Consider the following 24,231-nt stretch of genomic DNA (forward strand, 5'->3'; position numbering starts at 1 on the left):
AGATCCCTTGCCCCCGCTCCACCCCCTGCCTGAAGGTGCACTAAACGGGCAAAGGGGGACGGATGCGGGGGCCGTTGGTCGTCAAACGGGCGTTCAGCGAGCCGCTGCTCCTCCTGGCCGCGTTCGGCTCGATCCTGCTGGCCACCACCACGCTGGTGGCGCTGACCATGTACGCCTCCTCCATCGCCGACGCCGGTGTGCGCAGGACGATGGAGACGGCCTCGTACCAGCAGACCGCCACCACCATCAGCACCCCTGTGACGGCCGAGACGTACCCGCAGATCGACCGGTCGGTACGCGCCGAGGTCGCCAGGGCCTATCCCCGCCCGCCCGCGATCACCACCAGCTTCCGCTCCGACTCCTACGCCATGCCCGGCCAGGAGGACCAGGAGCGTCCTGAACTGCTCAGGTTCGGCAGCTACGACGGCCTCGACCGGCACGCGAGGCTGGTCTCCGGCGTCTGGCCGAAACCCGGTGATGGCCCTGTCGAGGCGGCGATCTCATTGTCGGCCGCCTCCGCCACCGGGTTCGAGGTGGGGCGGGAGTTCACCACGCGGGGGCGGCTCGACCCGCGTCCGGTCAAGGTCCGCGTGGTCGGCGTCTTCCAGCTCAATGATCCGTTCGGCGAACGGTGGACCGGTGAGCAGTTGCTCAGCCGGGGGGTGGAGCGCGGCGAGTTCACCACGTACGGGCCGCTCATGGTGGCGCGGGACACCTTCGTCGCCCGCTTCGCCACCAACGTCAACGCGACCTGGATCGCCGAGCCGGACCTGCGCACCCTCACCCCGGAGCAGTTGCGCCCGCTGGCCGGTGCGATCGCCGGGGTGGGGCAGCGGCTGACGGCGGGCGGCTGCGCCGGTTGCGTGGCCGTCAGCCACCTGCCCGAGATGCTCACCCAGCTCGGCACCGCCTCGCTGGTCGCCCGCTCGACCATGCTGATCCCGGTGCTGCAACTGCTGCTGCTGGCCGCGTACGCGCTGATGCTCACCGCGCGACTGCTGGCCGATCACCGCCGCATGGAGGTGGCGCTGCTGCGCTCGCGGGGCGCCGGGACTGTGCGGCTGGCGGCACTGGCGGGCGGTGAGGCGCTGCTGGTGGCGCTGCCGTGCGCCGTCGTGGCGCCGTTCCTCGGGCCTCCACTGCTCGCGCTGGTCAACCTGCTGCCCTGGATCAGGGCCTCGGGGGTGCGGCTGGCGCCGGAGGCGGACCTGGGGACGTTCCTGGTGTCGTTCGGGGTGGCGCTGGCCTCGGCCGTGCTGCTGATGTTGCCCGCGCTGGCGGGGGCGCGGCGTACTTACGTGGAGGAGCAGTCGGCGCGCGGGCGCGGCGGCGGGCGCGGGCTGATCGAGCGGGCGGGCGCCGACCTGGCGCTGCTGGTCGTGGCGGGGCTGGCCATCTGGCAGTTGCGGCGCTACGGCGCGCCGGTGACCACGACGGCCGCCGGCGGCCTCGGCATCGACCCGCTGATCATCTCCGGGCCCGCGCTGGCCCTGCTCACGGGCGGCATGCTGGGGCTGCGGCTGGTGCCGCGCATCTCGCGGCTGGCGGAGAAGCTGACCTCCAGGCGGCCCACGCTGGCTCCCGCGCTCGGGGCGTGGCAAGTGAGCAGGCGCCCACTGAAGTACGCGGGGCCGGCGCTGCTGCTCACGATGGCGATCGCGATCGGCATCGTCTCCCTGGCCACCGCCGCCACCTGGCGTTCCTCCCAGCTCGACCAGGCCCGGCACCAGGCGGGGGCCGATCTGCGGTTGTCGGGGCCGCCCGATTCGCCCGAGCTGGGGGCGTTCGGGCGCGGCACGGCGTTCGCGGCGCTGCCCGGCGTCACCGCCGCCACTCCCGCTTTTCGCGGGCAGACCGATGTCAGCGGCGAGAACGCGCTGCTGCTCGCGCTGGACGCGGGCAAGCTGGATGAGCTGTTCCACCTGCGTCCCGACCTGTCCGGGCAGAGCGTCGGGGAGTTGTCCAGGACGCTGGCGGGCGATCGGGCGGGCGGGCTGGCGCTGCCGGGACGGCCGGCCACGGTGACCCTGGAGGCCGAGGTGAGCGCGGATCTGCCGCTGAGGCTGGTGTTGTCCGACGGGCTCGGCGTGTGGCGCGACGTTTCGCTCGGTGTGCTCAAGCAGGGTACGAACCGGGTCGAGGTGGACCTGAAGGCGCTGGCCGGGCGGAGCGGGACGATCACGTACCCCGTCTCGTTGCTCGGCCTGGTCGCGACCGCGCAGGAGAGCACCGCGAACCTGACCCTGAACGGCCTGCGCGCCGACGGCCGGGAGGTGACCGCGCCCGCGCTGACGATGAGCGTCGGCGAGAAGGGTCCCGCGATGACCCCCTTCGTGCGCCGGCCGGAACCGGGGCCGATGCCCATCGTGCTGACCGCCGACCTGGCCGCCTCGCTCAAGCTGGGCGTCGGGCAGAGCGGGAGGGCGAGCATCGATCGCCGGGTCGTGCCGGTCAAGGTCGTGGGTGTGGTGGAGAGCATGCCGACGACCACGGCGGGACAGATGGCCGTGCTCGTCGACTGGGCGACCATGCAGGCGCACGAACTGGCGGCGGCGCAGTTGCCCAGGCCCGCCACCGAGTGGTGGCTGGCCACCGGTGGCAGCTCCGCCGCCGCGCTCGACGGGCATCCCGAGTGGGACGTCACCGCGCTCGACGAGCGGGAGCTGGCGGCCACGCTGCGCGACGATCCGCTGGCCAGCGGGCTGCAGGGGGCGCTGATGCTGGGGTTCCTGGCGGCGCTGGTGTTCGCGGCGCTCGGGTTCCTGGTCAACGCGGCCGTCGCGGCGCGGGAGCGGATGGCCGAGTTCGCGATTTTGCGGGCGCTCGGGGTCGGTTCGCGGCAGATGTTCGGGATTCTGGCCATGGAGCAGGCGTTCGTGGTCGGGCTGTCGCTGGCGGCCGGTACCGGGCTCGCGCTGGTCGTCGGCGTGCTGGTGGTGCCGCACATCGTGCTCACCGGTCAGGCCGCGGCCGTCACGCCCGGCGTGGTGCTGGACATTCCGTGGGCGGCCACCGGGCTGATGCTGGCGCTGGTGGCCGGGGTGCTGTTCGCGATCGTCGCCGGGCTGGCCCGCAACCTGCGCCGGCAGGGGCACGGCCTGCGGGAGGAACATTGAGGATCTGGCTGCTCGCCCGGACGTTGCTGGGCGCAGTGTCGGTGCTCTTCGTGCTGACGCTGAGCGCCTGCCTGCTGGTCTCGGGGCTGCCGAGGGTGACGCAGGGGTCGTACGACGAGGCGCTGCGCCGGGCGCTGGCCGCCGCGCCGGCCGTACAGGCCGACCTGACCGTGACCACGGAGTCGCACGGGCCGGAGGGGGACCTCATCGAACGCCGCCAGTTCGACGCCCGCGAACGCCTCTGGCGTCAGGTCCTGCCTCCGGAGCTGCGCCCGCTGGTCGCCGGTGACGGCCACATGAGTGCCAAGACCTCGCTCACGCCGATCAGCGGCACCGGCGGCTCCACCTACCTCAACCTGGGCTGGTTGTCCGACGCCGAGCGGCGCGTGCGGTGGGTTCAGGGGCGGGAGCCCGGCGCGCCCGGCACGACGCGGCACGAGGGTGAGACGATCCCCCTGTTCGAGGTCGGGATCGTCGCCGAGGCGCTGCGCGAGATGAACCTGCGGCTGGGTCAGACGACGGTGATCGGCGAGAGCGACTACGCCGCCGTGAAGATCGTCGGCGTTTTCGAGGCCGTGAACCCGCGCGACCGTGCCTGGTCCCACGATCCGGACGTGCTGCACGTCACCAAGGTGCAGCCGCCCGGCAAGCTGGACCTCGAAAAGCACATCACCGCGCTGATCTCCGACGCCGGTCTGAGCGCGCTCAGCGGCGAGGGGCGCAACCTGTCCTACAACTGGGTCCTGCCCGTCCGGGAGCGGGCGGCCAGTGCGCTGGCCGTGCCCGGCCTGGCCACGGCGGTCACCGACTTCGAACAGGTTGTGGGACTGCAGACCAACGGCGGTCCCCACCGTCTGCTGACCGGGCTGCCCAAGCTGCTCACCGACTTCCTGAGCGCGCTGTCCACCGCCCAGACCGTGGTCTACCTGGTGCTCGGCGGGCTGCTGGCGGTCGCGCTCGGCGTGATCCTGCTGGCCGTGCAGCTCCTGGCCGACCGGCTGGACCACACGCTGACCCTGGCGCGGGCGCGCGGCGGGTCGCTGGCGCAGGTGACGGGCGCGGCGGCGGCCCTGACAGGGGTGGCGGTGGTGCCGGGGGCGGTGGCCGGGTACGCGCTTTCGTACCTCGTGTCCGGTCCCGCGCTGCCGATCGTGCACGCAGGACCCGTGATCGTGGTGCTCGTGGCCGTCGGGTTCGCCGCCGTGCGCGTGGCGCTGCTGCACCGCAAACCCCTGCACGAGCGGCGCGACGACGTGGCCGCGGCCCGGCCCACCGCCAGGCGGATCACGTTCGAGGTGCTGGTGGTGGTGCTCGCGCTGGTGGGGGCGTACCTGCTGCGGGCCAGAGGGCTGGGCGCCTCGGCGGGGCAGGACCCGTTCCTGCTGGTCGTGCCGGTCGCCCTGACCGTCGCGGCGGCGCTGATCACCCTGCGGTGCTATCCCTACCCCCTGCGCCTGTTCGTACGGCTGGCCGCACGCGGCCGGTCGGCGGTGCCGTTCCTGGGGCTCACCAGGGCGGCCAGGGCGCGTTCCGCCAACGTGCTGCCGGTGCTGATCCTGCTGCCCGCGCTGGCCGTGGCGGTGTTCGCGGCGGTCGTGTCCGACGGGATCGCGAGCACGCAGCGGGTGGCGTCCTGGCAGCAGGTGGGCGCGCCGATCAGGATCACCTCGGAGCTGGAGATCCCGGCGTCCGCGATCGCGCGGGTGCGCGGGCTGGCCGGGGTGGAGCGGGTGGTGCCCGCACAGACCGGGCGGGTGCAGGTCGGGTACGGCGCCGAGCGGGCCGAGGCCATCGCCGTGGACGTGGCGCAGTGGCGGGCGATCCTCGGGGACGCACCCTTCGACCTGCCAGAACTGTCGGACGGGGCGGCTCTCGTCTCGCCCGAGTTGCGGGGGCGGGGGACGTTCGAGATCGGGTGGCAGGCTCGGGTGAAGCTGGCCACCAGAGGGGTGATCGAGTCGGTGCCCGGCTTCTACACCAAGGGCAAGTTCATGATCGTGCCCATCGGCGTGCAGCTTCGGCCGGCCGTGAACACGCTGCTGATCAGCGGGGACGTCTCGCTCGGCGAGCTGGCGAAACTCGTGCCCGCCGGGGTCGTCACGTCGCAGGAGCGGGCGCTCGACGCCATCCAGGACGATCCGCTGACCGGGACGGTGCGCTGGGCCATGGTGGTGGTGACGGTGGCGCTGGCCGCGTACGCGCTGCTCGCCGTCGTCCTGTCGCTGGTCATCGGGGCGGCCGAGCGGGCCAGGGCGGTGTCCTTCCTGCGTACGCTCGGTCTGTCGGAGCGGCAGGCGCAGCGGCTGACCGTACTGGAGATCCTGCCCATGATCCTGCTCACCGCGCTCGTCGGGCTCGGCCTCGGCCTCGGGCTGCCGGCCGCGCTCGGGCCCGCCGTGGACCTGTCGTCGTACGCGGGTGACCTGCCCGTCGGCGACTACTCCCTCGATCTTGTCCTGCCGGGCGCGCTGGCCTTCGGGCTGGCCGCGGTCGCCGTGCTCGGCGCGTACGCGCACACCGCCATCAGCCGGCGTCGCAAGCTCGGCGCCGTTCTCCGAGTGGGGGAACTCACGTGAACCGGACCCTGTCAGAGCTTGAGGCGAACGCCACGCGGGAGAAGGCCGCGTTCGGCGGGGACGCCCATATCGTGTGCGACAACCTCGTGCGCATCTACAAGACCGAGGGTGTCGAGGTGGTGGCCCTGCAGGGGCTGGACCTGGTGATCGACAAGGGCGAGCTGGTGGCGATCGTGGGCGCGTCGGGGTCGGGGAAGTCGACGCTGCTGAACGTGTTGTCCGGGCTCGACGTGCCCACCGCCGGGGTGGCCAAGGTGGCGGGGATGGATCTGCTGTCGATGAACGCCAGGGATCGGCTGCGGTATCGGCGGTCGGTGGTGGGGTTCATCTGGCAGCAGACGGCCAGGAACCTGCTGCCGTACCTGACGGCCCGGGAGAACGTGGAACTGCCCATGAAACTGGCGGGTGGTCAGGGTAAGAAGCGACAGCGGGCGGACGAGCTGCTGGATCTGCTCGGCGTCTCCTCCTGCGCGAACCGCCGCACTTCCGAAATGTCGGGCGGGGAGCAGCAGCGGGTGGCCATCGCCGTCGCCCTCGCCAACTCCCCGCAGCTCATCCTGGCCGACGAGCCGACGGGCGAGTTGGACAGCGACACGTCGGAGCAGGTGTTCGACGCGCTGCGCAAGGCCAACAGGGAACTGGGGGTGACCGTGGTCATCGTGACGCACGACCCGCTGGTCTCGGAGCAGGTGGACCGTACGGTGGGCATTCGCGACGGGCGTACCAGCAGCGAGACGTTGCGGCGCGAGGGCGCCGAGGGGCAGATCATCGCCGAGGAGTACGCCGTGCTGGACCGGGTGGGGCGGCTGCAGCTCCCGCGTGACTTCATGAACGCCCTGGAGATGGAGCGGCGCGTACGCCTCGAACTCGAATCCGACCACATCGGCGTGTGGCCCGCCCGAGAGGAGCCCTCAAGTGACTGACTCGCCCCTGGTCGTGGTGGAAGGGCTGCGCAAGGTCTACCGCGGCGGCGCCAAGGAGGTCGAGGCGCTGCGGGACGTGTCGTTCGCGGTGTTCCCCGGGGAGTTGGTCGCGATCAGGGGCCGGTCGGGCTCGGGCAAGACCACCCTGCTCAACCAGATCGGCGGCCTGGACAAACCGGACTCCGGCCGGGTGGTGGTGGACGGGCACGAGATCACCGCGATGTCCGAGGAGCAACTGCTGGCCGTGCGCCGGGACGTGGTGGGCTTCGTGTTCCAGTCGTTCGGGCTGATCCCGGTGCTGTCGGCGGCGGAGAACGTCGGGGTGCCCATGCGGCTGCTGCGGGTGCCGTCGGCGGAGCGGGAGGCCCGCGCCCGGATGTTGCTGGCCCTGGTGGGGTTGGAGCAGCACGTCAATCAGCGGCCGTACGAGTTGTCCGGAGGGCAGCGGCAGCGGGTGGCGATCGCCAGGTCACTGGCGAACCGGCCGCGGTTGCTGGTGGCGGATGAGCCCACCGGGCAACTGGATTCGCAGACCGGGCGGCAGATCATGGAGTTGTTGCGGGCGCTCGTACGGAGTGAAGGGGTCACGGCGCTGGTGGCCACCCACGACCCGAGCCTGATGACGCTGGCCGACCGGGTGCTCGAGATCAGCGACGGATCCGTACGCGAATCCGCCCTCACCTGACCCATTGCCCTTCAGGGGTGCGGGGGATGCGTCTCGGAGGCGGCGCTCGTTCGGCGGCTGTGCTCCAGGAGTTGCCCGTAGTCGTCGGCGACGCCCCGGAGCAGCGTTTCGACGACGTGCCGGATCTCCCTGTCGCCGACTCATCGCGCCCTCCACTGGCGTCATCGCGCCCGCCGGCGTCACCTCATCCGCTGCGGACGTCGACGCGACCGCTGAGGCCGAACCCGCTGCGGACGAAAGCGCGGGCCCGGCGTGAGAGCGTCGCGCCTCACTCTGGCGCAGAACCTGAACGCCGCGACTTCGCCCTGCGCAGAATCTGAACGCCGCCCCTATCGTCCGGTACGGCTGGCCACGATGACCTGCACAGTGTGCTCCAAAGCGTAAGCCGGGTCCGCTCCCCCGCCCTTGACCTGCTCATCGGCGCTGGCCACCGCCTGGATCGCCTTCGACAGCCCTACCGGCCCCCACCCGTTGAGCTGCCGCCTCACCCGATCCACCTTCCACGGCGGCATGCCGACATGGCTGGCGAGCTGCCCGCCCCGGAGGTTGCGAGGCGCACTGCCGACCTTGGCCAGCGACCGCAACCCACCCGCCAGCGCGCTCACCAGCAGCACGGGAGCGACCCCGGTGCCGAGCGCCCACCGCAACTGCTCCAGAGCCTCCGCCAACCGCCCCTCAACAGCCGAATCGGCCACGTTGAACCCGGTCACCTCGGCCCGCCCCTTGTGATAGCGAGCCACCGCCGCGGCGCTGATTGTCTTGTCCTCGGTGTCGAACACCAGCTGGTTACACGCGGCCGCCAACTCCCGAAGATCGTTACCCACGGCCTCAAGCAACGCCTGAGCCGCGTCACCCGAGATGTTGCGCCCGGCCCGCTTGAACTCCCCCTTGATGAAGTCCATCCGCTCCCCGGCCTTGGTGACCTTGTTGATCGTGATCACCTGGGCACCGGCCTTCTTCACCCCATCGACCAACGCCTTGCCCTTCACCCCACCCGGGTGCGCCAGCACGATCACCGTGTCGTCGGAGGGCTGCTTGGTGTACGCCACGATCTCGGCGATGACCTCTTTCGCCAGATCCTGAGCCGACCGGATCACCACCACGGAGTGATCCCCGAAGAGCGACGGCGAGGTCAACTGCGTGAGCTCACCGGTCGTCACCTTGCTTCCCATGAGGTCATGCGTCTCAGCGCCGGGGGACACGGCCCGCGCCGCCGCCACGACCCCATTAACGGCCCGCTCGGCCAGCAACTCCTCGTCGCCGACAACCAAGGTCACAGGTGCTGGATCGGTTCCCGCCATGTCAGGCAGCATGCCATGCGCCACCGACAACCCGGTACTCGATGCACCTCTCTTCTCCGGCTCACGCTCACGGTGAGAGGCCACGGACGCGGCCCGGCGGACGCCACAGACCCGCATATGGGGTTGACCTCCTGCCCGGCGGCGGCCCGGCGCGGCGCAATCGTGTTCGCCCCCGCACATGGCAGACGCAACAGGCAGGTCGGAGCCGCCCAGACCGTAGCGGGCGGGGCCAGGGGAGGAAGCGGCCGAGCGGGCCGACGCGGAGCGCACGCATAGCGGACAACGGCCAGCTCACACGCAGCAGCCACAACAGCCAGCGCGTACCGAACGTGCCGCACCCGCATAACGAGGCCGAGCTATCTGCCCCTGGCGACCTTTCCGCCCGGTCACCCAACCTGGCGACCTTTCCGCCCGGTCACCCAATCCGGCGATCTTTCCGCCCAGTCACCCAACCTAGCGACCCTTTCCACCCGATCCCCTACCTCGGTGAGCTTGCCGGTCACCACACCCCGTATGCCGCAGATCAGGCAGACCCTCTCGGCGTTCGAGTACCGCGGATCAAGCATGCCTTCTCGGCGACCCTCCTCCCCAGGTGCTCCCCCGTCCGCAGGTCCGCCTCGCTCATCAGCTCAGGCCCTTCATCGACGTTCGACTGCGCGGCGGCCCCCAGCCACACGCCCAGACGGTTGAGGTCGTCGGAAGAGCCGGTGCTCGCGTTCCAGCCGGACTTGAGCCCGAGGCTCACCCAGAGCATGCCGTGCTGGGCCGCGAGCAGCGCCATGTACTCCAGCGTGTGCAGCTTGTCACCGCTCATGGAGCCCGAGTTGGTGAAGCCCGCGGCGAGCTTGTCCTGCCAGGCCGCGTTCGTCCAGCGCGCGACCGAGTCACGAGCGAAGGAGTGGAATTCGGGGCTGGCCGAGCCCATGTAGGTCGGCGACCCGAACACGATCGCGTCCGCCGCGTCGAGCAGTTCCCACTGCTCGTCGGTCATGGCCTCGATGAGCACCGTCTCGGTCTTGACGCCGTCCACGGACATGGCGCCAGTACGTACCGCGTCCGCCAGCCGTGCCGTGTGCCCGTAACCGCTGTGGTAGGCCACCACCAGCGAGATGTCCTCCATGATGAGCTCCCTTCGTCGTCCTGGTGAGCCAGCATCTCGGGCAGGCCCACCCGCGCGGACCACCCGATCGGACGGCTTCGCCCACCCGAAGGAGCAGGTCAGCAGCCCGGGGACCGCATTAACATCGAGACATGGAGGTAAGGAGCCCAGTCCCGGTCGAGGAGTCGTGGTCCACCGCGCTGGCGGGGGCCCTGGAAGTGCTCCGCGCGCCGATCGGGCAGGTCCTGCTGCGGCTGTCGGAGGTACTGTCACCGTTTCTGCGACACGACGGCCTCGTGCTCTACACCGGCGACTGCGTGCTGGCCTCTCCCCTGCTCACGCACGGGATCGAGGGAGTGACCGCCGAGGAGATCGGATGGCTGGCCGGAGTGGTCGGCGTCGCGCGGCCCTGGTTCGGCGAGGCAAGCCTGGCGGGGGTGCGGCGTCCCGTGCTGGCGGCCGCCGTACAGCCGCCGGAGTCGGTGGGCGGGCTGGTCGCGATCACGATGAGCGACGGGACGCCTCCCCCGCCCGCCGTACGGCAGATCGCGCAGCAACTCGTGGAGCTGACCACCCTGCACCTGGCCGACCGGCTCGCCGACGCGGAGCCTGTTCCGGTCGGCGCTTCCACCGTGACCGTCGCAGAGCTCAGCGACGCGCATGCCGCGACGCTGACGTCCCTGCTCGGGGTGTTGCGGGCACGGCGCTTCGATGACGCGACGGCCCGCCGTACCGCGATCGAGCTGGCCGTACCCGCGCTGATCGAGACCCGGGAGGGCGGCGAGCGCGAGTTCGGGGAGGAGACGGCCGGAGACGCATTCGCCATGCTGGCCGACAAACTGTCGCTGCTCACCCGCTACCACGACATCGAACTCGAATTGGCGGCACCGTACGACCGCGAACGCCCGCTCCCCGGCGACGCGGCCAGGACGGCGCGGGCCGTGGGGCGCGGAACGGTACTGGCCCTGCTCCAGCAGGGCAGACCGGGCCGGATCAGGGTCGCCTGGCGGATAGAGGATTCCCGGCTGATCGTCACGACGCGCGACGACGGCCCCGGTACGCTCGCAGCCGACGCACTGCCGGTGTACCGGCTCCGCGACCGCGTGGCGGCGGTCGGCGGCACGCTGACGGTCGACTCCGTGCCGAACTGGGGCACCACCGTAACCGCGTCACTGCCACTCACCTCCGCACCGGACCGGCCGGTGAGCCGCCTGGACACCCTCAACCCCAGAGAACACGACGTTCTCGAAGAACTTTCGCACGGTCACCGCAACCGTCTGATCGCCGAGCACCTGAGCATCAGCGAGAACACCGTGAAGTTCCATGTCGCCAACATCCTGAGCAAACTGGGCGTATCCTCCCGCGGCGAGGCCGCCGCCCTGGCCCGCACCCCCAACGATCCGGCAGCACGTTAACAAGGTGACGCGTGTGCCGCTCTGTCAGCGCGACCGGCAGGTCGCATCATCCTGACCATGCTCGACCCCGCCCCCGCCTGGCTCACCACCCGGTGACCCATCACCGGATACTGAGGGACGCTGGGATTTGTGAGCGGCGCCGGAACCTCAAGATGCCGGGCCATCAGCGTGCTCAGGATTCTCGGCCATGGTCGCTCAGGGCCCGCGTGGAACCACCGCCATTCCTCTCCCTGCTCCTTCTCCTCCTTCTTCCGCTGCCCGTTCAACAACGGCGAGGTCTCCCGACTGATCCGTCCGATAAATGTCGAGGCCAAGGCGTCGGAGCAAGCTCAGGGTGGACGTGGCGGGATGGCCGTAGTCGTTCTCGGCGCCCACGCTGATCAACGCCGCCCGCGCGCCGAAGGAGGCCAGGAAGGCCGGGGATTGCCGGTTTGATCCGTGATGCGGCGTTTTGAGGATGTCGGCCCGTACGGGGAATCGATGCAGCAGATCTTCCTGCGCCTCAGTTTCCAGATCGCCGGTGAGCAAGATCGAGCCTGCGCGCCACCGTACGTGGAGGACCACGCTCGAGTTGTTGATGGCGCTGCCCTCACCCTGCCCGTTCATCTCGACTCCGGTGGCGTCCGGGGCCAGCACCGTGAGCTCTGACGGACCAAACTGCCAGCGGGTCCCCGGCTGGGCCGTCGACGCAGGTATTCGACGGTTTGCCAGCGTGGCCGAGATCCGTGCTCCGGTTTGTTCGGCGGTCCGCTGCGGGCTGACGAGTACCGCTCCCACCCGACGGTCGCGAAGGACGCCAGACAGGCCGTCCACATGATCAGCGTGAGGATGGGTGAGCACGACCAAGGGCACGTCCTCGACACCAAGTCTGCGCAGACACCGGTCCATGGCTACCGGATCCGGCCCTGCGTCCACCACAACGCCTCGGCCCGGACCGGCCGCGACGACGAGCCCATCACCCTGGCCCACATCGCACATCACCATAAGCCACCTCTTGGGAGGCCATGGACTGGCGACAGGACGGATCACCAGCACGGCCACGAGGGCGGCACCGACCGCCGTCACCGCAATGGCACGCCAGGGACGACGGCGCAGGATCGGGATCGCCACGGCCACCGTAAGCAAGAGCAGGCCGAGCCCCGGCAGCCCCGCAGGCCATGGCACGGTGGCGAACGGCAGATTCACCGCCCAGCGAGCGACCGTGATGATCCAGCCGACCGCGTACCCAGCCGGGATCACCAGCAGGCGCGCACCATCAGGCCAAATGGGAGCCACCAGAGCGGCGCCGAAGCCAAGCAGGGTCGCGGGCGCTACGGCGGGCGCCACGAGCAGATTGGCGATCACCGCGACGGGGGTCAACTGCCCCGACATCAACACCAGAACCGGCGTCACAGCCAACTGCGCCGCCGCCGGCACAGCAACGGCCTCAGCCGTCCAGCGCGGAAGACGGTACGGCAGCCGGTGGTGCGGTTCCTCGGTGTGGGTTCCCGAGGATGCTTCCGTCCTTGAGGCTCCTCGGACTCCTGAGGACGGTTCCGCTCCTGAAGCCCCTCGAATCCCTGGGGCCCCTCGCATTCCTGGCGATGCTTCCGTCCTTGAGAATCCTTGGACTTTTGAAGATGGTTCCGTCTCTGGGGCCCCTCGCATCCCCGAGGTCCTTCGCTTTTCTGAGGTTGCTTCCGCCCCTGATGCTTCCTGGGAGGATGCTTGCGTACTTGCGGATGCTTGCGTGCCTGTAGATCCGTCCATTCCTGAAGCTGCTTGCCGCCCCGACGCTCCCGGGGTCTCGGGTACACGGGTTGGGTCGTTTTCCTTTTCCTTGGTCGAACCCGCCAGTTTGTCTCGCCAGCGTGGGGCGAAGATGAGGATGCCGGCGGTGGCCGTGACTGACAGGGCGAAGCCGTAGGAGCGGGCGAGTTCGGGGGCGAACAGCACCAGGAAGAGGACCGTCGCCGACAGGGCCGCCATGCCGTCCTTTGATCGGCCCGTACCCATGGCGATGGCGGCCGCCAGGCCCATGAGGAGGGCTCGGAGCACGCTCGGGGAAGGGCGGGCGACCACCGTGAACGCGAGCATCGCGATAGCGGCGAAGAGCGCCCTTGCGGGGAGGGACAGGCCGATGAGGCGGGAGAGCGCGAGAGTGGCGCCTGCGACGATTGCCAGATTGGCCCCTGATACGGCGTTCAGATGGCTCAGGCCGGCTTCTCTGAGGTCGGCGGTCACCTGTGGGTCCATGCGGGAGACGTCGCCTACGACCAATCCCGGGAGGAGGCCGCGCTGGTCGGGTGGGAGGACGTCGGCAGCGGATCTCAGGCCGGATCTGAGGGTTCCTGCCACTGTTTGTAGGCCAGATGGCTGCGTCAGGACCCTGGGCTGACCTCGGACCAGCAGGATGGCTGCTTCGAGGGTGCCGGGGGCGGGTTTGGCAAGGCGGCCGGCGACTTCTACGTGTTGGCTGGGCAGGAGGGTGCGCCAGGCCCGTCCGGTGGCGAAAACCGTGATGGGAACGTCCACGGCGTGGCTGGTTGTGGATGTCTGGATGGTTTTGAGGCTCGCGCGGACTACGTAGCTCTCCTGGCCGAATCGTCCGCGTCCGTTTGCGTTTGGTCTGCGTTCAGGGTCGTCGGTCAGGGCGATCTGGGCGGTGATGGATGCGTTCTCGGCAGCCAGTGCTGCTGCTGGGCTTGTGGTGAGGGCGTGCGTTCGGAAGGCGACCGAGGCTGCGGCTGCGGCGATGCATATGAGGGTGGCTATGGCGACGTTGCGCCATCCGGTTCGTCCAGCGTCGCTCCCTTCGGTGCGTACGACTGTTCGTGCCGACGGTGAGGCTGAGGAAACTGCTCGCGGGGTTGCTGAGGGTGAGGTGTGTATTTGCGTCGCTGCGGGCGAGGTGGGTGCTCGCGGAATCGTTGCGGGCGGCGTGGCTGCTGCTCCCAGAACTGCTGTGGGCAGGGCTGCTGCTCGCGGCGTCGCTGTGGGAGGGGTGGGTTGCGGTCTCCTGCGAGCCGTCGAGGTCGGTCGAGTGAGCCAGGACGTCGCTGCCGCGCCCAGAGCTGCGGATGCGGCTACCAGCATGCCGGTGAGGGACGAGCAAACGAGGAGGATGAGGGCAGTTGCCCAGGCTGCCACAGCGGGGAGCGCGAGGGGCCAAGCGTGCTCGCGCCCGTCAATGTCCTGCTGTTGATCGGAGCTGAGTTTGGTGTCGGGGTCGGACTCCGAGCTTGAGGCCGGGTCGGGGGCGGGTGCTGAGTCGGGGGCGAGTGCTGGCTCAGAGGCGAGTGCTGGCTCGGAGGCGAGTGCTGGCTCGGGGTTGGGGCCAATGTCGAGGTTGGGAGCCACGTCGAGCCCGAAGCTGGAGGCCGCGGCTGGGGCCAGGGCTGGGGCGGAGGCCGAGACTGGGGCAGAGGCTGGAGTGGGAGCCGAGGCTGGGACGGAGGCCGAGGCTGGAGCGGAGGCTGGGGTGGGGGCCGAGGCTGGGATGGGGGGATTTTTGGGGTTCCAGTGGTTGGCGTCGGGGTGCTGGGTGGGCATGTTAGACGCGGACCTTTGGTTTGATTTCTTCGAACTTTCTTGGGCCGATGCCGCTGACCTCGCGGAGTTGGTTGACGGTGGTGAAGGCGCCTCGGCCGGTGCGGAACTCGACGATGCGGGCGGCCAGGACCTCGCCTACGCCTGGGAGTTGCTCCAGTTGGTCGGGCGTGGCGGTGTTCAGGTCCAGGATGGCGGTTGCCGGGTCTGCGGCGGGGACCACGGGGGATGGTTGGCCGGAGGTGGCGCCGACCACTATTTGCTCGCCGTCGATCAGGCGTCTGGCCAGGTTGAGCGAGCCCGTGGAGGCGCCGCGGGACACCCCGCCGGCGGCTGTTACCGCGTCCGTCACCCGGGCACCGGAAGGTAGCAGGTAGACGCCTGGCTTGCGGATCTTGCCGGCGACGTGGACGGTCACCTTGGCGGTGGGCGACGGCGTTGCGGGTGTGGTTGGGGTGAGCGCGGTTGGAGGTAGGAGGGGCTCTGGTGAGGGCTGCGACTGCCAGAGGAAGAAGATCGCTACGGCTGCTGCGAGTACGCCTACGGCCAGCAGGACGCGTAGACCGGGCTTGCCAGGATCGAGGGCGGGGCTCTGGGAAGCAATGATCTTGCGGAGTGACTGGAGGAGGGAGGGAGACGGCAGAGGGATGGGGGCGCGGTTGAGATGCGGCTGTGGTGACTGGGGTGGCTGGAGTGCTTGGGGTGGTTGGGGTGGTTGGGGTGGCTGGAGTGCTTGGGGTGGTTGGGGTGGCTGGAGTGCTTGGGGTGGCTGAAGTGGCTGCGGTGGTGGCTGGGGTGGCTGTTGTTCGGTCTCTGGCGGGGTGTGGGGAATGGGCTCGTGCGGTGGTGTCTCTTGAGGGGTGGGGAGGCTGTGGTGGTGTTCCCGTGGTTTCGAAGAGGAGTTGCGGCGGTTCGGTGGAGTGTTGGGGCGTCCTTCCCGGGCTGCGGTCACCGTTGTTGTGCCCCAGGGTGGTCGGCGGGGGAGGCGGAGGCGGGCAGGGGCGGTGATCGACCGTAGCCGGGATTCGGCTATGGCTCGCTCTGCCGTGGGATCGGGGGTTCGCACGACCGAGAACGTACGGGGTGGGGTGCGCAGCGGTGGAGCCGAACGGTGTTCTGGGGATGAAGGGCGAAGCAGGCGCTATGGCTGTGGATAACGGCGCGCTGTTCCGGTAAGTCTTTCCTCTTTGCCGGGCGGCGTAGGCAGCTGCGGCTTGGGAGCGGACGGTGCAGGACCGGACGGTGCAGGACCGGACGGTGCAGGACCGGACGGTGCGGGAGGGACGGTGCGGGAGCGGACTTCGTGGGCGGCACGATTGTGAGGCGCTGACGTGGTCAGCGCCTTGCTCCCCCTCCACTCGACACACGCTCGCCCAGGCCCGACTCACCCCCGTCCGGACCAGCCTCACTCCCGTCCGGACCAGTCGCGCTCCCGCCCGCGTCCGTCCTACGTCCGTCCTACGGCGGACCGTACGGCAGGGCGTGCCGCGAGTGCGGCGGCGCAGGCGGCGAGGACCAGGCAGGCGGCGATCACGCCCGAGATGAGTGGCCACGGCACCACAAGGGGAACGTCGGCCTGCATGGCAGTGGCGAAGGCGCGTCGCATGCCCAGCAGCGCGGGCAACGCCACCACGAGCCCCAGCCCGGCCCCGAGCAGCACCACAAGCACCGCCTCGGCCGCCACGGTCCCGAGTACCTGCCGGCCCGTCGCCCCGGACAGGCGCAGCACCGCGAGGTCGCGGGCCCGCCCGGCCGCCGACATCACCATCGTGTTGACGATCGCCACGCCCGCGTAGGCCGTGGACACAATGACGAGGAGCACGGTGGCGATCCACACCAGCCGGTCCTCCTCGGCGTCCGCCTCCGCAGAGTAGGTGGCCAGGTCCACCACCCGCGCACCGGGGCCGGGTGGCGCGATAGCAGCCACGGCATGCACCTCCTGAGCACCGGCGCCCACGACATTCGCCCTTTCAGCAGGGATGCTTGCCTCCTGGGCAGGAGCGCTCTCCAGATCCACTCTCTCAGCAGGGACATCCGCCTTCCCGGCCGGAGCCCCCTCCAGGTCCGCTCCCTCAGCAGAAACATCCGTCTCCCCAGCAGCAGCACTCTCCAGGTCCGCTCGCTCGGCAGGGATGCCCGCTTCCCCAGCCGGAGCCCCCTCCAGGTCCGCTCCCTTGGCAGAAACGCCCGCCTCCCCAGCAGCAGCACTCTCCAGGTCCGCTCCCTCAGCAGTGACGTCCGACCTCCCAGCCGGAGCACCTTCCAGGTCCGCTTCCCCAGCCGGACTCCGCAGGACATACGCCTTGTCGGCCAGGGTCACCGGGTCGTGGTTTCTGAGGAGTTTCCGGGAGAGCAGCACGTCGGCGTCCGCCTCCCGGATCACCCCGTCCACCGTCAACGACACGGAAGTGCCGTCCTCGAAGGACACCGGCAATACCGAACCCGGCCGCAACCCACGCGACTCAGCCAGCCAGTCCGCCACCAGCACCCGATCCTCACTCAGAAGCGCGTCGAGCGACCCGGAAACCACCTGAACGTCACCCTCCCTCTCCAGCAGTTCCGGAGTGGCGCCGATGACGCTCAAAGCGCCACCGTCTGCCTCGAACAGGGCGCTGAACAGGGACGACTCGGCGCCGCCCGCCGACGCGGCCGCGTCCGTCAGTCCGGGTGTGCCGTCCGGGACGATCACCGCGTCCGCCCGGATCGTGGCGGCGCGTACCTCCGCGAAGGCCGCCGCGGTCGTCTGCACCATCCCCGTGATCAGCACCGCGCACCCCACCGTGATCAGCACCGGCGTGGCGGTGGCCGCGGTACGGCGGACGGCGGTCAGCGCGTTCTCCCGAATGAGCATCCCGGTCGCGCCGCGGCCCCGGGCGAGCGGCCACGACACCAGTCGCGCCACCGGCGGCACGATCGCGGGAGACAGCACCGCCAGCCCGGCGATCACCCCCATCGCCGCGACCAGGCCCGACATCACGAACGAGTCGGAGCCGTCCGAGAGGGCAGCGTCAAGAGCGGCCGCCAGGCCCAGCGCGCAGCACGCCGCCCCGGCGAGCCACCGCACGAGCGGCATCGGACGGTCGTCCACCTCGGCCTCGCGCAGCGCCTCCAGCGGGCGCACCCGCGCGGCCCGTCGCGACGCCGACCACACGCCCGCCAGCGTGACGATCACGCCCACCGCGAACGAGCCCGCGAGCGGCAACGGCGACAACCGCACCGCGAAGCCCGGCGGCTCGAAGCCGACCGTGATCAGCAGGTCGCCCAGCACGGGAGCGAGCAGCGCGCCGGCCATGACTCCCGCCGAAGTCGCGGCGACCCCGACCACCAGCGCCTCGCCGTACACCATCCGCCGCACCTGACGCGGCGTCGCGCCGACGGCGCGCAGCAGCCCGAACTCGCGGCGCCGCTGCGCCACCCCCACCGCGAACGTCGAACCCACCACCAGGATCGATACGAACGCGGACAACACGGCCATACCGGTGAGCACCTGCAGGCCGATCCAGCGGGTCCGCTCGTGCTCGCGCGTCTCCAGTGCGCTGCGCCCCTCCCCAGTGTGCACCACGCCGGAGGTGCCGGCCGCCGCCCGTGCCGCCGCGGCGACGGCGGCGACGTCCGCGCCCGGCTCGGTGACCAGGCCGATCGCGCGCACCCCGGCCGAGAGGCGGGCCGCATCGGCGTCGCTCAGGTAGACGCCGGGCCCGTTCACGGTGCCGGACACCGTGTACGTCACCGGTCCGTACACGGTCAGCACGGACACCCGAGCCCCGGGCGCGAGCCCCAGCGACCGGTCCAGCGCCACTTCCCCTTCCCGTGGCGCGGCCCCCGCCGTGAGCGTGTACGGCGCCAGCCTCGCCGCCGACCACGCATACCCCTGGCTGTCCGTCGCCGGTCTGCCCTGAATGACCGGCTGTGCGTAGAACATGCGATCCGGTACGGCCTGCGCCACCCCCGCGATCGCACCCAGCCGTTCCCGAAGCGACGCGACCGTCTCCTGCGACCACGGACGATCCGGGGCGAAACTGCCGTCGTCACGCTCCGCCATGGGCACCGAGACGAACACCTCCGTCCCCGCCAGCCGGACCGGCACCCTCGCCCCGGCCGAGGCCAGCGCCAGAACGCTCATCGACACCATCGCCATGCCGAGGAACAACACGACGAATCCTCCGGCGAAGGAGGCCCACCGCTCCCGTACCGTCGCGAAGGTCATCACGGCGCGCCCTCCAGGGCCGCCATCCGGGCGGCGACGAGTTCGGCGGTCACGGTGCCGGGCCGGCCGTCAGGGGCGGAGATCTTGCCGGTGTACTCGTCCACCACGCGCCCGTCGGCGAGGAAGAGCACCCGGTCGGCGTACGAGGCCGTCACCGGGTCGTGCGTCACCATGATCATGGTCTGTCCGTGGTCGTCCACCAGCCCGCGCAGCATGCCGAGGACCTGGCGCGACGCCCTGGTGTCGAGTTGTCCTGTCGGCTCGTCGGCGAACACCACGGCGGGCTTGGTGATCAGCGCCCTGGCGATGGCCACGCGCTGCTGCTCGCCCCCGGACAGGCCGCTGGGCCGATGTCCGGCCCGCTCCGCGAGGCCGACCTCCGCCAGCGCCGCGCGGATCAGTCCCGGCGGGGCGGCGCGGCCGGCCAGGCGAAGTGGCAGGGCCACGTTCTGCTCGGCGGTGAGCGCGGAGACCAGGTTGAACGCCTGGAAGACGAAGCCCACGCGCTCGCGACGCAGCAGGGTCAGGCCGTTCTCGCTCAGCGAACCGAGGTCGGTGCCGTCGATGACGACCGTGCCGCCGGTCGGCCGGTCCAGGCCCGCCGCGCAGTGCAGCAGGGTGGATTTGCCTGATCCGGACGGGCCCATGATCGCTGTCAGCGTGCCCGCGTGGAAGCTGGCGCTCACCCCGTCCAGGGCCTTCACCGGATGAGCCGCCGTACCGTACAGGCGCTCCACCGCCTCCAGCCGCACGGTCTCCGGATGATCCATCACCTGGGGCGGGCGGTCCCGGCCGTCCGCGGTGCCTGTTGAGTGCATGCGGTCCAGAAAAGCCGCCCGCCCCCTGCCACCGCATTGGCGCAGAGGCGAGAGAAGGGGGTATACCCAGCACTACCGCGCCCGCGCACCGGGATCGGTTAACGTCGGTGCGTGCTCGCCCGTACCGCCCTGTCGGCGATGACCCGCAGGCCGTCGGCGTTCCTCCGCTCGTCGTGGCCTTGGCGTTCGCTGGCCTACCTGCTGGGCAGCGTGCCGCACGCGGTGATCGCCTGCGGGTTCATCTACGGGGCCTACGCCTACGGCGTCGGGGCCGCGACCGTGGCGGCGCTGCTCGCCCTGGCCGTGCTCGCCCTGCCGGCGGCGGCGTTCGAGCGGTGGCGGCTGCGGCTGGTGGACCGGGTGCCCGCGGGCGATCCGCACGTGAGGCCGCCGCGGCCAGGTGCGCGGGCCTGGTTCGCCACCCGCATGCGGGAGCAGGCGACCTGGCGGGAGCTGGGGTTCACGGTCGTCACGGTGTCCGTGATGTGGTGGATGGACCTCGGCATGGTCTCGTCGGCGTTCTGGCTGCCGCTGCTGCTGATGTCGGGGCCGTTCCAGCCGAGCATCGACTGGGTGGAGGGCCTGCCGCTGTTCGCCGCCGGGTTGCTGCTGTTCCCGCTCTTCGCCTACCTGATGGCCGCGTGGGCGGGCACCCGGGCGTTGATCGCGCGGGCCATCCTCGCGCCGGGCGACGCGGAGATCATCCGTTCCCGCGCCCGCCTGGTCGACGCGTTCGAGGCCGAACGCCGCCGGATCGAGCGCGACCTGCACGACGGCGCCCAGCAGCGGCTGGTGTCCCTCAGCATGAGGCTCGGCCTGGCCCGGCTCGACCTGCCGCCGGGCTCACCCGCCGAGGTACAGGTCGCGGAGGCGCACGAGGAGGCCAAACGCGCGCTGGCCGAGTTGCGCGAGCTGATCAGGGGCGTCCATCCCCAGGTGCTCACCGATCGGGGGCTCGGGGCGGCCGTACGCGACGTGGCGGGCCGCTCGCCCGTCCCCGTGGACGTGGACGTCACGCTGCCCGGCCGGTTGCCGACCGCGATCGAGGTGACCGCCTACTACGTCGTGTCGGAGGCGCTGGCGAACATCGCCAAGCACAGCCGGGCAGAACGCGGTTTCGTGTACGGCCGGCACCACGACGACACGCTCGTGCTGGAGATCGGCGACGACGGGGTGGGCGGCGCGGACCCGGCGGCCGGGTCCGGCCTGGCGGGGCTGGCCGACCGGCTCGCCGTGACGGACGGCATGATGACCCTGTCCAGCCCGGCCGGCGGGCCGACGACCCTACGTGTGGAGATCCCATGTCCCGTCTCCGGATAGCCCTCGCCGAGGACGACGTGCTGCTCCGCGAGGGGCTCGCCGGGCTGCTCGACCGGTTCGGGCACGAGGTCGTCGCCTCGGTCGGCGACGGCGAGGCGCTGATCGCCGCCGTGGCCGAGCACGGGCCCGACATCGTCGTCGCCGACGTGCGCATGCCGCCCGGCTTCACCGACGAGGGGCTGCGCGCCGCGCTCACGCTGCGCGCCTCCCACCAGGGGCTCGCCGTCCTGGTGCTGAGCCAGTACGTCGAGCAGACCTACGCGGCGGAACTGCTCGACTCCGACGGCGGCGCGGGCATCGGCTACCTGCTCAAAGACCGCATCGGCGACGTACGGGAGTTCGTGGACGCGGTGGAACGGGTCGCCGCGGGGCGTACGGTCGTGGACCCCGAGGTGGTGCGGCAACTGCTCAGCCGCCGACGCGGGCCACTGTCCCGGCTGACCCCGCGCGAACGTGAGGTACTCGGCCTGATCGCGGAGGGCCGCTCCAACGCCGCCATCGCCCGCGTGCTGGTGGTCACCGAGGCGGCGGTGTCCAAGCACATCGCCAGCATCCTCACCAAGCTCGACCTGCCCCCGGCCGGGGACGACCACCGCCGCGTCCTCGCCGTCCTCGCCTACCTCAGAGGCCGTTCCGAGGCCGTTCCGCCGCCGATCCCTACCTCTGAGCGACGGTCAGGTCCCCACCGCTGAGCGACCGTCAGGTCCCTACCACTGAGTGACGGTCAGGTCCCTACCGCTGGGTGACGGTCAGGCCCAGCATGCCGGGACCCACGTGGACCCCGATCACGGTGCCCACCTCCACCACCCGCGACTCCCTCAGTCCGGGCAGCCGCTTCGGCAGCCGCTCCGCCAGTTCCTCGGCCCGCTCCCGCGCCCCGAGGTGCTGCACCGCCACCTCCACGGCCCCCTCCCCCGCCGCCCGTACCGCCAGATCCTCAAGGCGAGCGATGGCGCGGGCGGCCGTGCGTACCTTCTCCAGGAGGGAGATGCGGCCGTCCACGAGGTGCAGCAGCGGCTTGATCATGAGGGCGGAGCCGACGAGGGAGGCCGCCGCGCCGATGCGGCCGCCGCGGCGGAGGTAGTCGAGGGTGTCCACGTAGAAGAACGTCCGCGTGGACCGCATGCCACGGCGGGCGGCAGCCGCCACCTCACCGGGCGACGCCCCGGCCAGGGCGGCGCGGGCGGCGTCCAGGACGGGAAAGCCCAGGCCCATCGCGATCGAGCGGCTGTCAATGACCTCCACGGGTACGGCCGCGTCGAGGGCGGCGCTCCTGGCGGACTCGATCGTGCCCGACAGTTCGCCCGAGAGGTGGATGGAGACGATGGCCGTGGCGCCGGCGGCGGCCAGGTCCGCGTAGCAGGAGGCGAACCGGGCCGGCGACGGGCGGGAGGTGGTGGCGGAGGCGAGGTCTCCGGCGAAGGAGCCCTCGTCGGTGCCACCCACCTGTACGGGCACCATGGCCACCCCAGGCACAGAACCCAGATAAGCGGTTGAATCCGTAACAACAGCAACCGAGGGCGACATATCCCGAGATTAGCTACTGAACGGGTGTTCCACCCCGCCACACCCGCCGCGGCTTGAGACCGAACGACCAGGCGAAGGCGCCCTCGTGGTCGGCATCCCACTGCACGATGTCGGCGAGCCGGCCGGGAGCGAGAACACCGCGGTCGGGAGCCCCCAGCACGGTGGCGCCACCGAGCGTGGCCGCGCGCAGGGCGTCGTTGACGCTCATCCCGAACGCCGACACCGCCATGGCGATGACCAGGGACATCGAGGTGATGCCGCAGTAGCCGGGGTTGTGGTCGCTGCCGAGGGCGATCTGCACGCCGTGCTTGATCATCTGGCGGACCGGCGGAAGGTGACCGCGCTGCAGCGCGGTGGCGGGGCAGACGACGGCGGGCACGCCGTAGCGGGACATGATCGCGATGTCCTCGTCGGACATGTGGTGCAGCCCGTCGGCGGAGGCGCAGCCGAGCTCGGCGGCGAGCTGGACGGCACCACGGCGGCTGTAGATGCCGGAGTGGATGCGCGGCAGCAGGCCGACGTTACGGCCGGAGGCGAGGACCCAGCGGGACTCCTCGGTGGTGAAGTGGCCCTCGTCGCAGTAGACGTCCACGCTGTCGGCGCCGGCGGCGGCCGCGTCGGCGCACCAGGCGCCCACGGCCTCGACGTATTCGCGCTGCCTGCCGAAGTATTCCGGCGGGACCACGTGCGCCGCGAGGAACGTGACGTGCACCCGCGGCATCATCGGCTCCTTCTCCAGCTCGCGCAGGAGCCGCACGTCGGCGAGCTCGCCGTCGCGGGTGAGGTGGTAGCCGGTCTTGGCCTCGACGGTCGTGGTGCCGCTCAGCAACCAGCCGCGCAGCCGCTCGCGTACGCCGTTGCACAGCGTCCACGGGTCGGTGCCGCGGGTCACGGTGACCGTGGAGCCCACGCCGCCGCCCGCCGCGGTGATCGAGGCGGAGGTGGAGCCCCCGGTGCGGATGGCCAGCTCGGCGTAGCGGTTGCCGGCGTAGACCGGGTGCGTGTGGGCGTCGATGAGGCCGGGCGTGACCAGCGCGCCGCCCAGGTTTTCGACATGGTCGACGTCGACGATGTCATCGACCACGCCGGGCACGCTCTGCGGCAGGTCCGGAGCGCGGCCGACCCAGGCGATGCGGTCGTTGTGCACGAGGATGGCGGCGTTGCTGAGGACCTCGTTCCCGGTCCAGAGGCGGCCGATGTTGGTCAAGAGTCGGACGGTCACCGCATCACCACCCAGCATGACCCCCTGCATGGAAGCAGAACGCAGTGCACGGCCTGTGCCGCGCCCACTGAGTCCGCTCCGGGTCCGGACGACATGGGGGGTCTCCTGCTCTTGTCCGCAACGAAGTTGTGCGGTGTGACCGTATCGCCGGAGGCATGATCCGGCGATTTCAGTTCAGTTACGTTATTTCACATGTCGGGCTGCTGTACAGGGTTATTCGGAAGAAAGACCACTGATCCCAACCATCACGCAGCCCTGTCTCGTCCCCACGGCCCTCGCTGACGACTTCGGCACCAGCAGTCATCATCTGAAACCTAGAACCCAACCCAAAAGGCAGACCAACGTTAGGTCTGGCCAATCCTAGCAATCCCGGGGTTCAGGGACCACTGCCGCTTTTGGGCAGGTCTGCGCTCTTTGAGGCGAGTACCGCCCCGCCGTACCGGTGAGTGAGGATGCAGTGAAGAAAGTGTGACATTTCAAAGATTACACCGATC

16 protein-coding genes are annotated in these 24,231 nt (G+C 70.7%); 8 read left to right on the top strand and 8 right to left on the bottom strand.

From position 1 onward, the window contains the following. The first annotated feature begins 62 nt into the window (after positions 1-62). Genes AB0I81_RS46585 through AB0I81_RS46600 form a run of 4 tightly spaced genes read left to right on the top strand, consistent with a single transcriptional unit; the run spans position 63 to position 7,300 of the window. Positions 63-3,116, top strand: a complete 3,054-nt coding sequence (locus tag AB0I81_RS46585; RefSeq protein WP_360672145.1) for an ABC transporter permease — start codon at positions 63-65, stop codon at positions 3,114-3,116. After that, positions 3,113-5,692 carry an FtsX-like permease family protein gene (locus tag AB0I81_RS46590; RefSeq protein ID WP_360672148.1) on the top strand — a complete coding sequence of 860 codons (2,580 nt, stop codon included), beginning with the start codon at positions 3,113-3,115 and terminating at the stop codon, positions 5,690-5,692. Before AB0I81_RS46585 ends, AB0I81_RS46590 begins: the two co-directional genes overlap by 4 nt. Further along, on the top strand, positions 5,689-6,615 hold the full coding sequence (locus AB0I81_RS46595) for an ABC transporter ATP-binding protein (RefSeq protein WP_360672151.1): 927 nt from the start codon (positions 5,689-5,691) through the stop codon (positions 6,613-6,615). Before AB0I81_RS46590 ends, AB0I81_RS46595 begins: the two co-directional genes overlap by 4 nt. Further along, positions 6,608-7,300 (top strand): ABC transporter ATP-binding protein, encoded by a 693-nt coding sequence (locus AB0I81_RS46600; RefSeq protein WP_360672154.1) that lies wholly within the window; start codon positions 6,608-6,610, stop codon positions 7,298-7,300. The genes AB0I81_RS46595 and AB0I81_RS46600 overlap by 8 nt, the downstream gene beginning before the upstream one ends. Positions 7,301-7,629: 329 nt before the next feature. Here the strand turns inward: AB0I81_RS46600 and holA are convergent, their stop codons facing one another. Beyond that, positions 7,630-8,613, bottom strand: a complete 984-nt coding sequence (holA, locus tag AB0I81_RS46605; protein ID WP_360672157.1) for a DNA polymerase III subunit delta — start codon at positions 8,611-8,613, stop codon at positions 7,630-7,632. A gap of 511 nt (positions 8,614-9,124) precedes the next feature. Next, a complete protein-coding gene (locus tag AB0I81_RS46610; RefSeq protein ID WP_360672160.1) occupies positions 9,125-9,721 on the bottom strand; it encodes a flavodoxin family protein in 597 nt (198 codons plus the stop codon). A gap of 131 nt (positions 9,722-9,852) precedes the next feature. Between AB0I81_RS46610 and AB0I81_RS46615 the strand changes: the two genes are divergently transcribed. Then, the gene (locus tag AB0I81_RS46615) at positions 9,853-11,115 is read left to right on the top strand and encodes a LuxR C-terminal-related transcriptional regulator (RefSeq protein WP_360672162.1); all 1,263 of its coding nucleotides are present in this window, start codon (positions 9,853-9,855) and stop codon (positions 11,113-11,115) included. A gap of 195 nt (positions 11,116-11,310) precedes the next feature. Here AB0I81_RS46615 and AB0I81_RS46620 read toward each other — a convergent pair whose 3' ends face one another. Beyond that, the gene (locus AB0I81_RS46620) at positions 11,311-13,629 is read right to left on the bottom strand and encodes a ComEC/Rec2 family competence protein (RefSeq protein ID WP_360672165.1); all 2,319 of its coding nucleotides are present in this window, start codon (positions 13,627-13,629) and stop codon (positions 11,311-11,313) included. Positions 13,630-14,009: 380 nt separating this feature from the next. Between AB0I81_RS46620 and AB0I81_RS46625 the strand changes: the two genes are divergently transcribed. Continuing rightward, complete coding sequence (locus AB0I81_RS46625; RefSeq protein WP_360672168.1) at positions 14,010-14,141, top strand: hypothetical protein; 132 nt, start codon at positions 14,010-14,012, stop codon at positions 14,139-14,141. Positions 14,142-14,647: 506 nt separating this feature from the next. On the opposite strand, the gene AB0I81_RS46630 is transcribed toward AB0I81_RS46625, so the two are convergent. The 3 genes from AB0I81_RS46630 to AB0I81_RS46640 all read right to left on the bottom strand — a co-directional run bounded on the left by AB0I81_RS46630 (position 14,648) and on the right by AB0I81_RS46640 (position 19,668). Continuing rightward, positions 14,648-15,061 (bottom strand): ComEA family DNA-binding protein, encoded by a 414-nt coding sequence (locus AB0I81_RS46630; RefSeq protein ID WP_360672171.1) that lies wholly within the window; start codon positions 15,059-15,061, stop codon positions 14,648-14,650. Between the two features lie 1,029 nt (positions 15,062-16,090). Next, positions 16,091-18,850, bottom strand: a complete 2,760-nt coding sequence (locus AB0I81_RS46635) for an FtsX-like permease family protein (RefSeq protein ID WP_360672174.1) — start codon at positions 18,848-18,850, stop codon at positions 16,091-16,093. After that, a complete protein-coding gene (locus tag AB0I81_RS46640; protein ID WP_360672176.1) occupies positions 18,850-19,668 on the bottom strand; it encodes an ABC transporter ATP-binding protein in 819 nt (272 codons plus the stop codon). Before AB0I81_RS46640 ends, AB0I81_RS46635 begins: the two co-directional genes overlap by 1 nt. 111 nt (positions 19,669-19,779) lie before the next feature. Between AB0I81_RS46640 and AB0I81_RS46645 the strand changes: the two genes are divergently transcribed. After that, entirely contained in the window at positions 19,780-20,988 is a 1,209-nt protein-coding gene (locus AB0I81_RS46645) for a sensor domain-containing protein (RefSeq protein WP_360672179.1), read from the top strand. Beyond that, positions 20,970-21,680 (top strand): response regulator transcription factor, encoded by a 711-nt coding sequence (locus AB0I81_RS46650; protein ID WP_360672182.1) that lies wholly within the window; start codon positions 20,970-20,972, stop codon positions 21,678-21,680. The genes AB0I81_RS46645 and AB0I81_RS46650 overlap by 19 nt, the downstream gene beginning before the upstream one ends. Positions 21,681-21,720: 40 nt before the next feature. Here the strand turns inward: AB0I81_RS46650 and AB0I81_RS46655 are convergent, their stop codons facing one another. Both AB0I81_RS46655 and hutI read right to left on the bottom strand, forming a co-directional pair. Then, positions 21,721-22,515, bottom strand: coding sequence for a DegV family protein (locus AB0I81_RS46655; RefSeq protein WP_360672185.1), 795 nt, complete (start codon positions 22,513-22,515; stop codon positions 21,721-21,723). Between the two features lie 13 nt (positions 22,516-22,528). Further along, positions 22,529-23,737, bottom strand: coding sequence for an imidazolonepropionase (hutI, locus tag AB0I81_RS46660; protein WP_360672188.1), 1,209 nt, complete (start codon positions 23,735-23,737; stop codon positions 22,529-22,531). Between the last annotated feature and the right edge of the window lie 494 nt (positions 23,738-24,231).

Source organism: Nonomuraea sp. NPDC050404 (assembly GCF_040655495.1).
Classification (GTDB): domain Bacteria; phylum Actinomycetota; class Actinomycetes; order Streptosporangiales; family Streptosporangiaceae; genus Nonomuraea.

What these genes read in the sequence shown, in the direction of transcription:
- AB0I81_RS46635 (WP_360672174.1), bottom strand. Translation starts at nt 18,850, where the DNA reads ATGACCTTCGCGACGGTACGGGAGCGGTGGGCCTCCTTCGCCGGAGGA.
- holA (WP_360672157.1), bottom strand. Translation starts at nt 8,613, where the DNA reads ATGCTGCCTGACATGGCGGGAACCGATCCAGCACCTGTGACCTTGGTT.
- AB0I81_RS46610 (WP_360672160.1), bottom strand. Translation starts at nt 9,721, where the DNA reads ATGGAGGACATCTCGCTGGTGGTGGCCTACCACAGCGGTTACGGGCAC.
- AB0I81_RS46655 (WP_360672185.1), bottom strand. Translation starts at nt 22,515, where the DNA reads ATGTCGCCCTCGGTTGCTGTTGTTACGGATTCAACCGCTTATCTGGGT.
- AB0I81_RS46650 (WP_360672182.1), top strand. Translation starts at nt 20,970, where the DNA reads ATGTCCCGTCTCCGGATAGCCCTCGCCGAGGACGACGTGCTGCTCCGC.
- AB0I81_RS46615 (WP_360672162.1), top strand. Translation starts at nt 9,853, where the DNA reads ATGGAGGTAAGGAGCCCAGTCCCGGTCGAGGAGTCGTGGTCCACCGCG.
- AB0I81_RS46585 (WP_360672145.1), top strand. Translation starts at nt 63, where the DNA reads ATGCGGGGGCCGTTGGTCGTCAAACGGGCGTTCAGCGAGCCGCTGCTC.
- AB0I81_RS46640 (WP_360672176.1), bottom strand. Translation starts at nt 19,668, where the DNA reads ATGCACTCAACAGGCACCGCGGACGGCCGGGACCGCCCGCCCCAGGTG.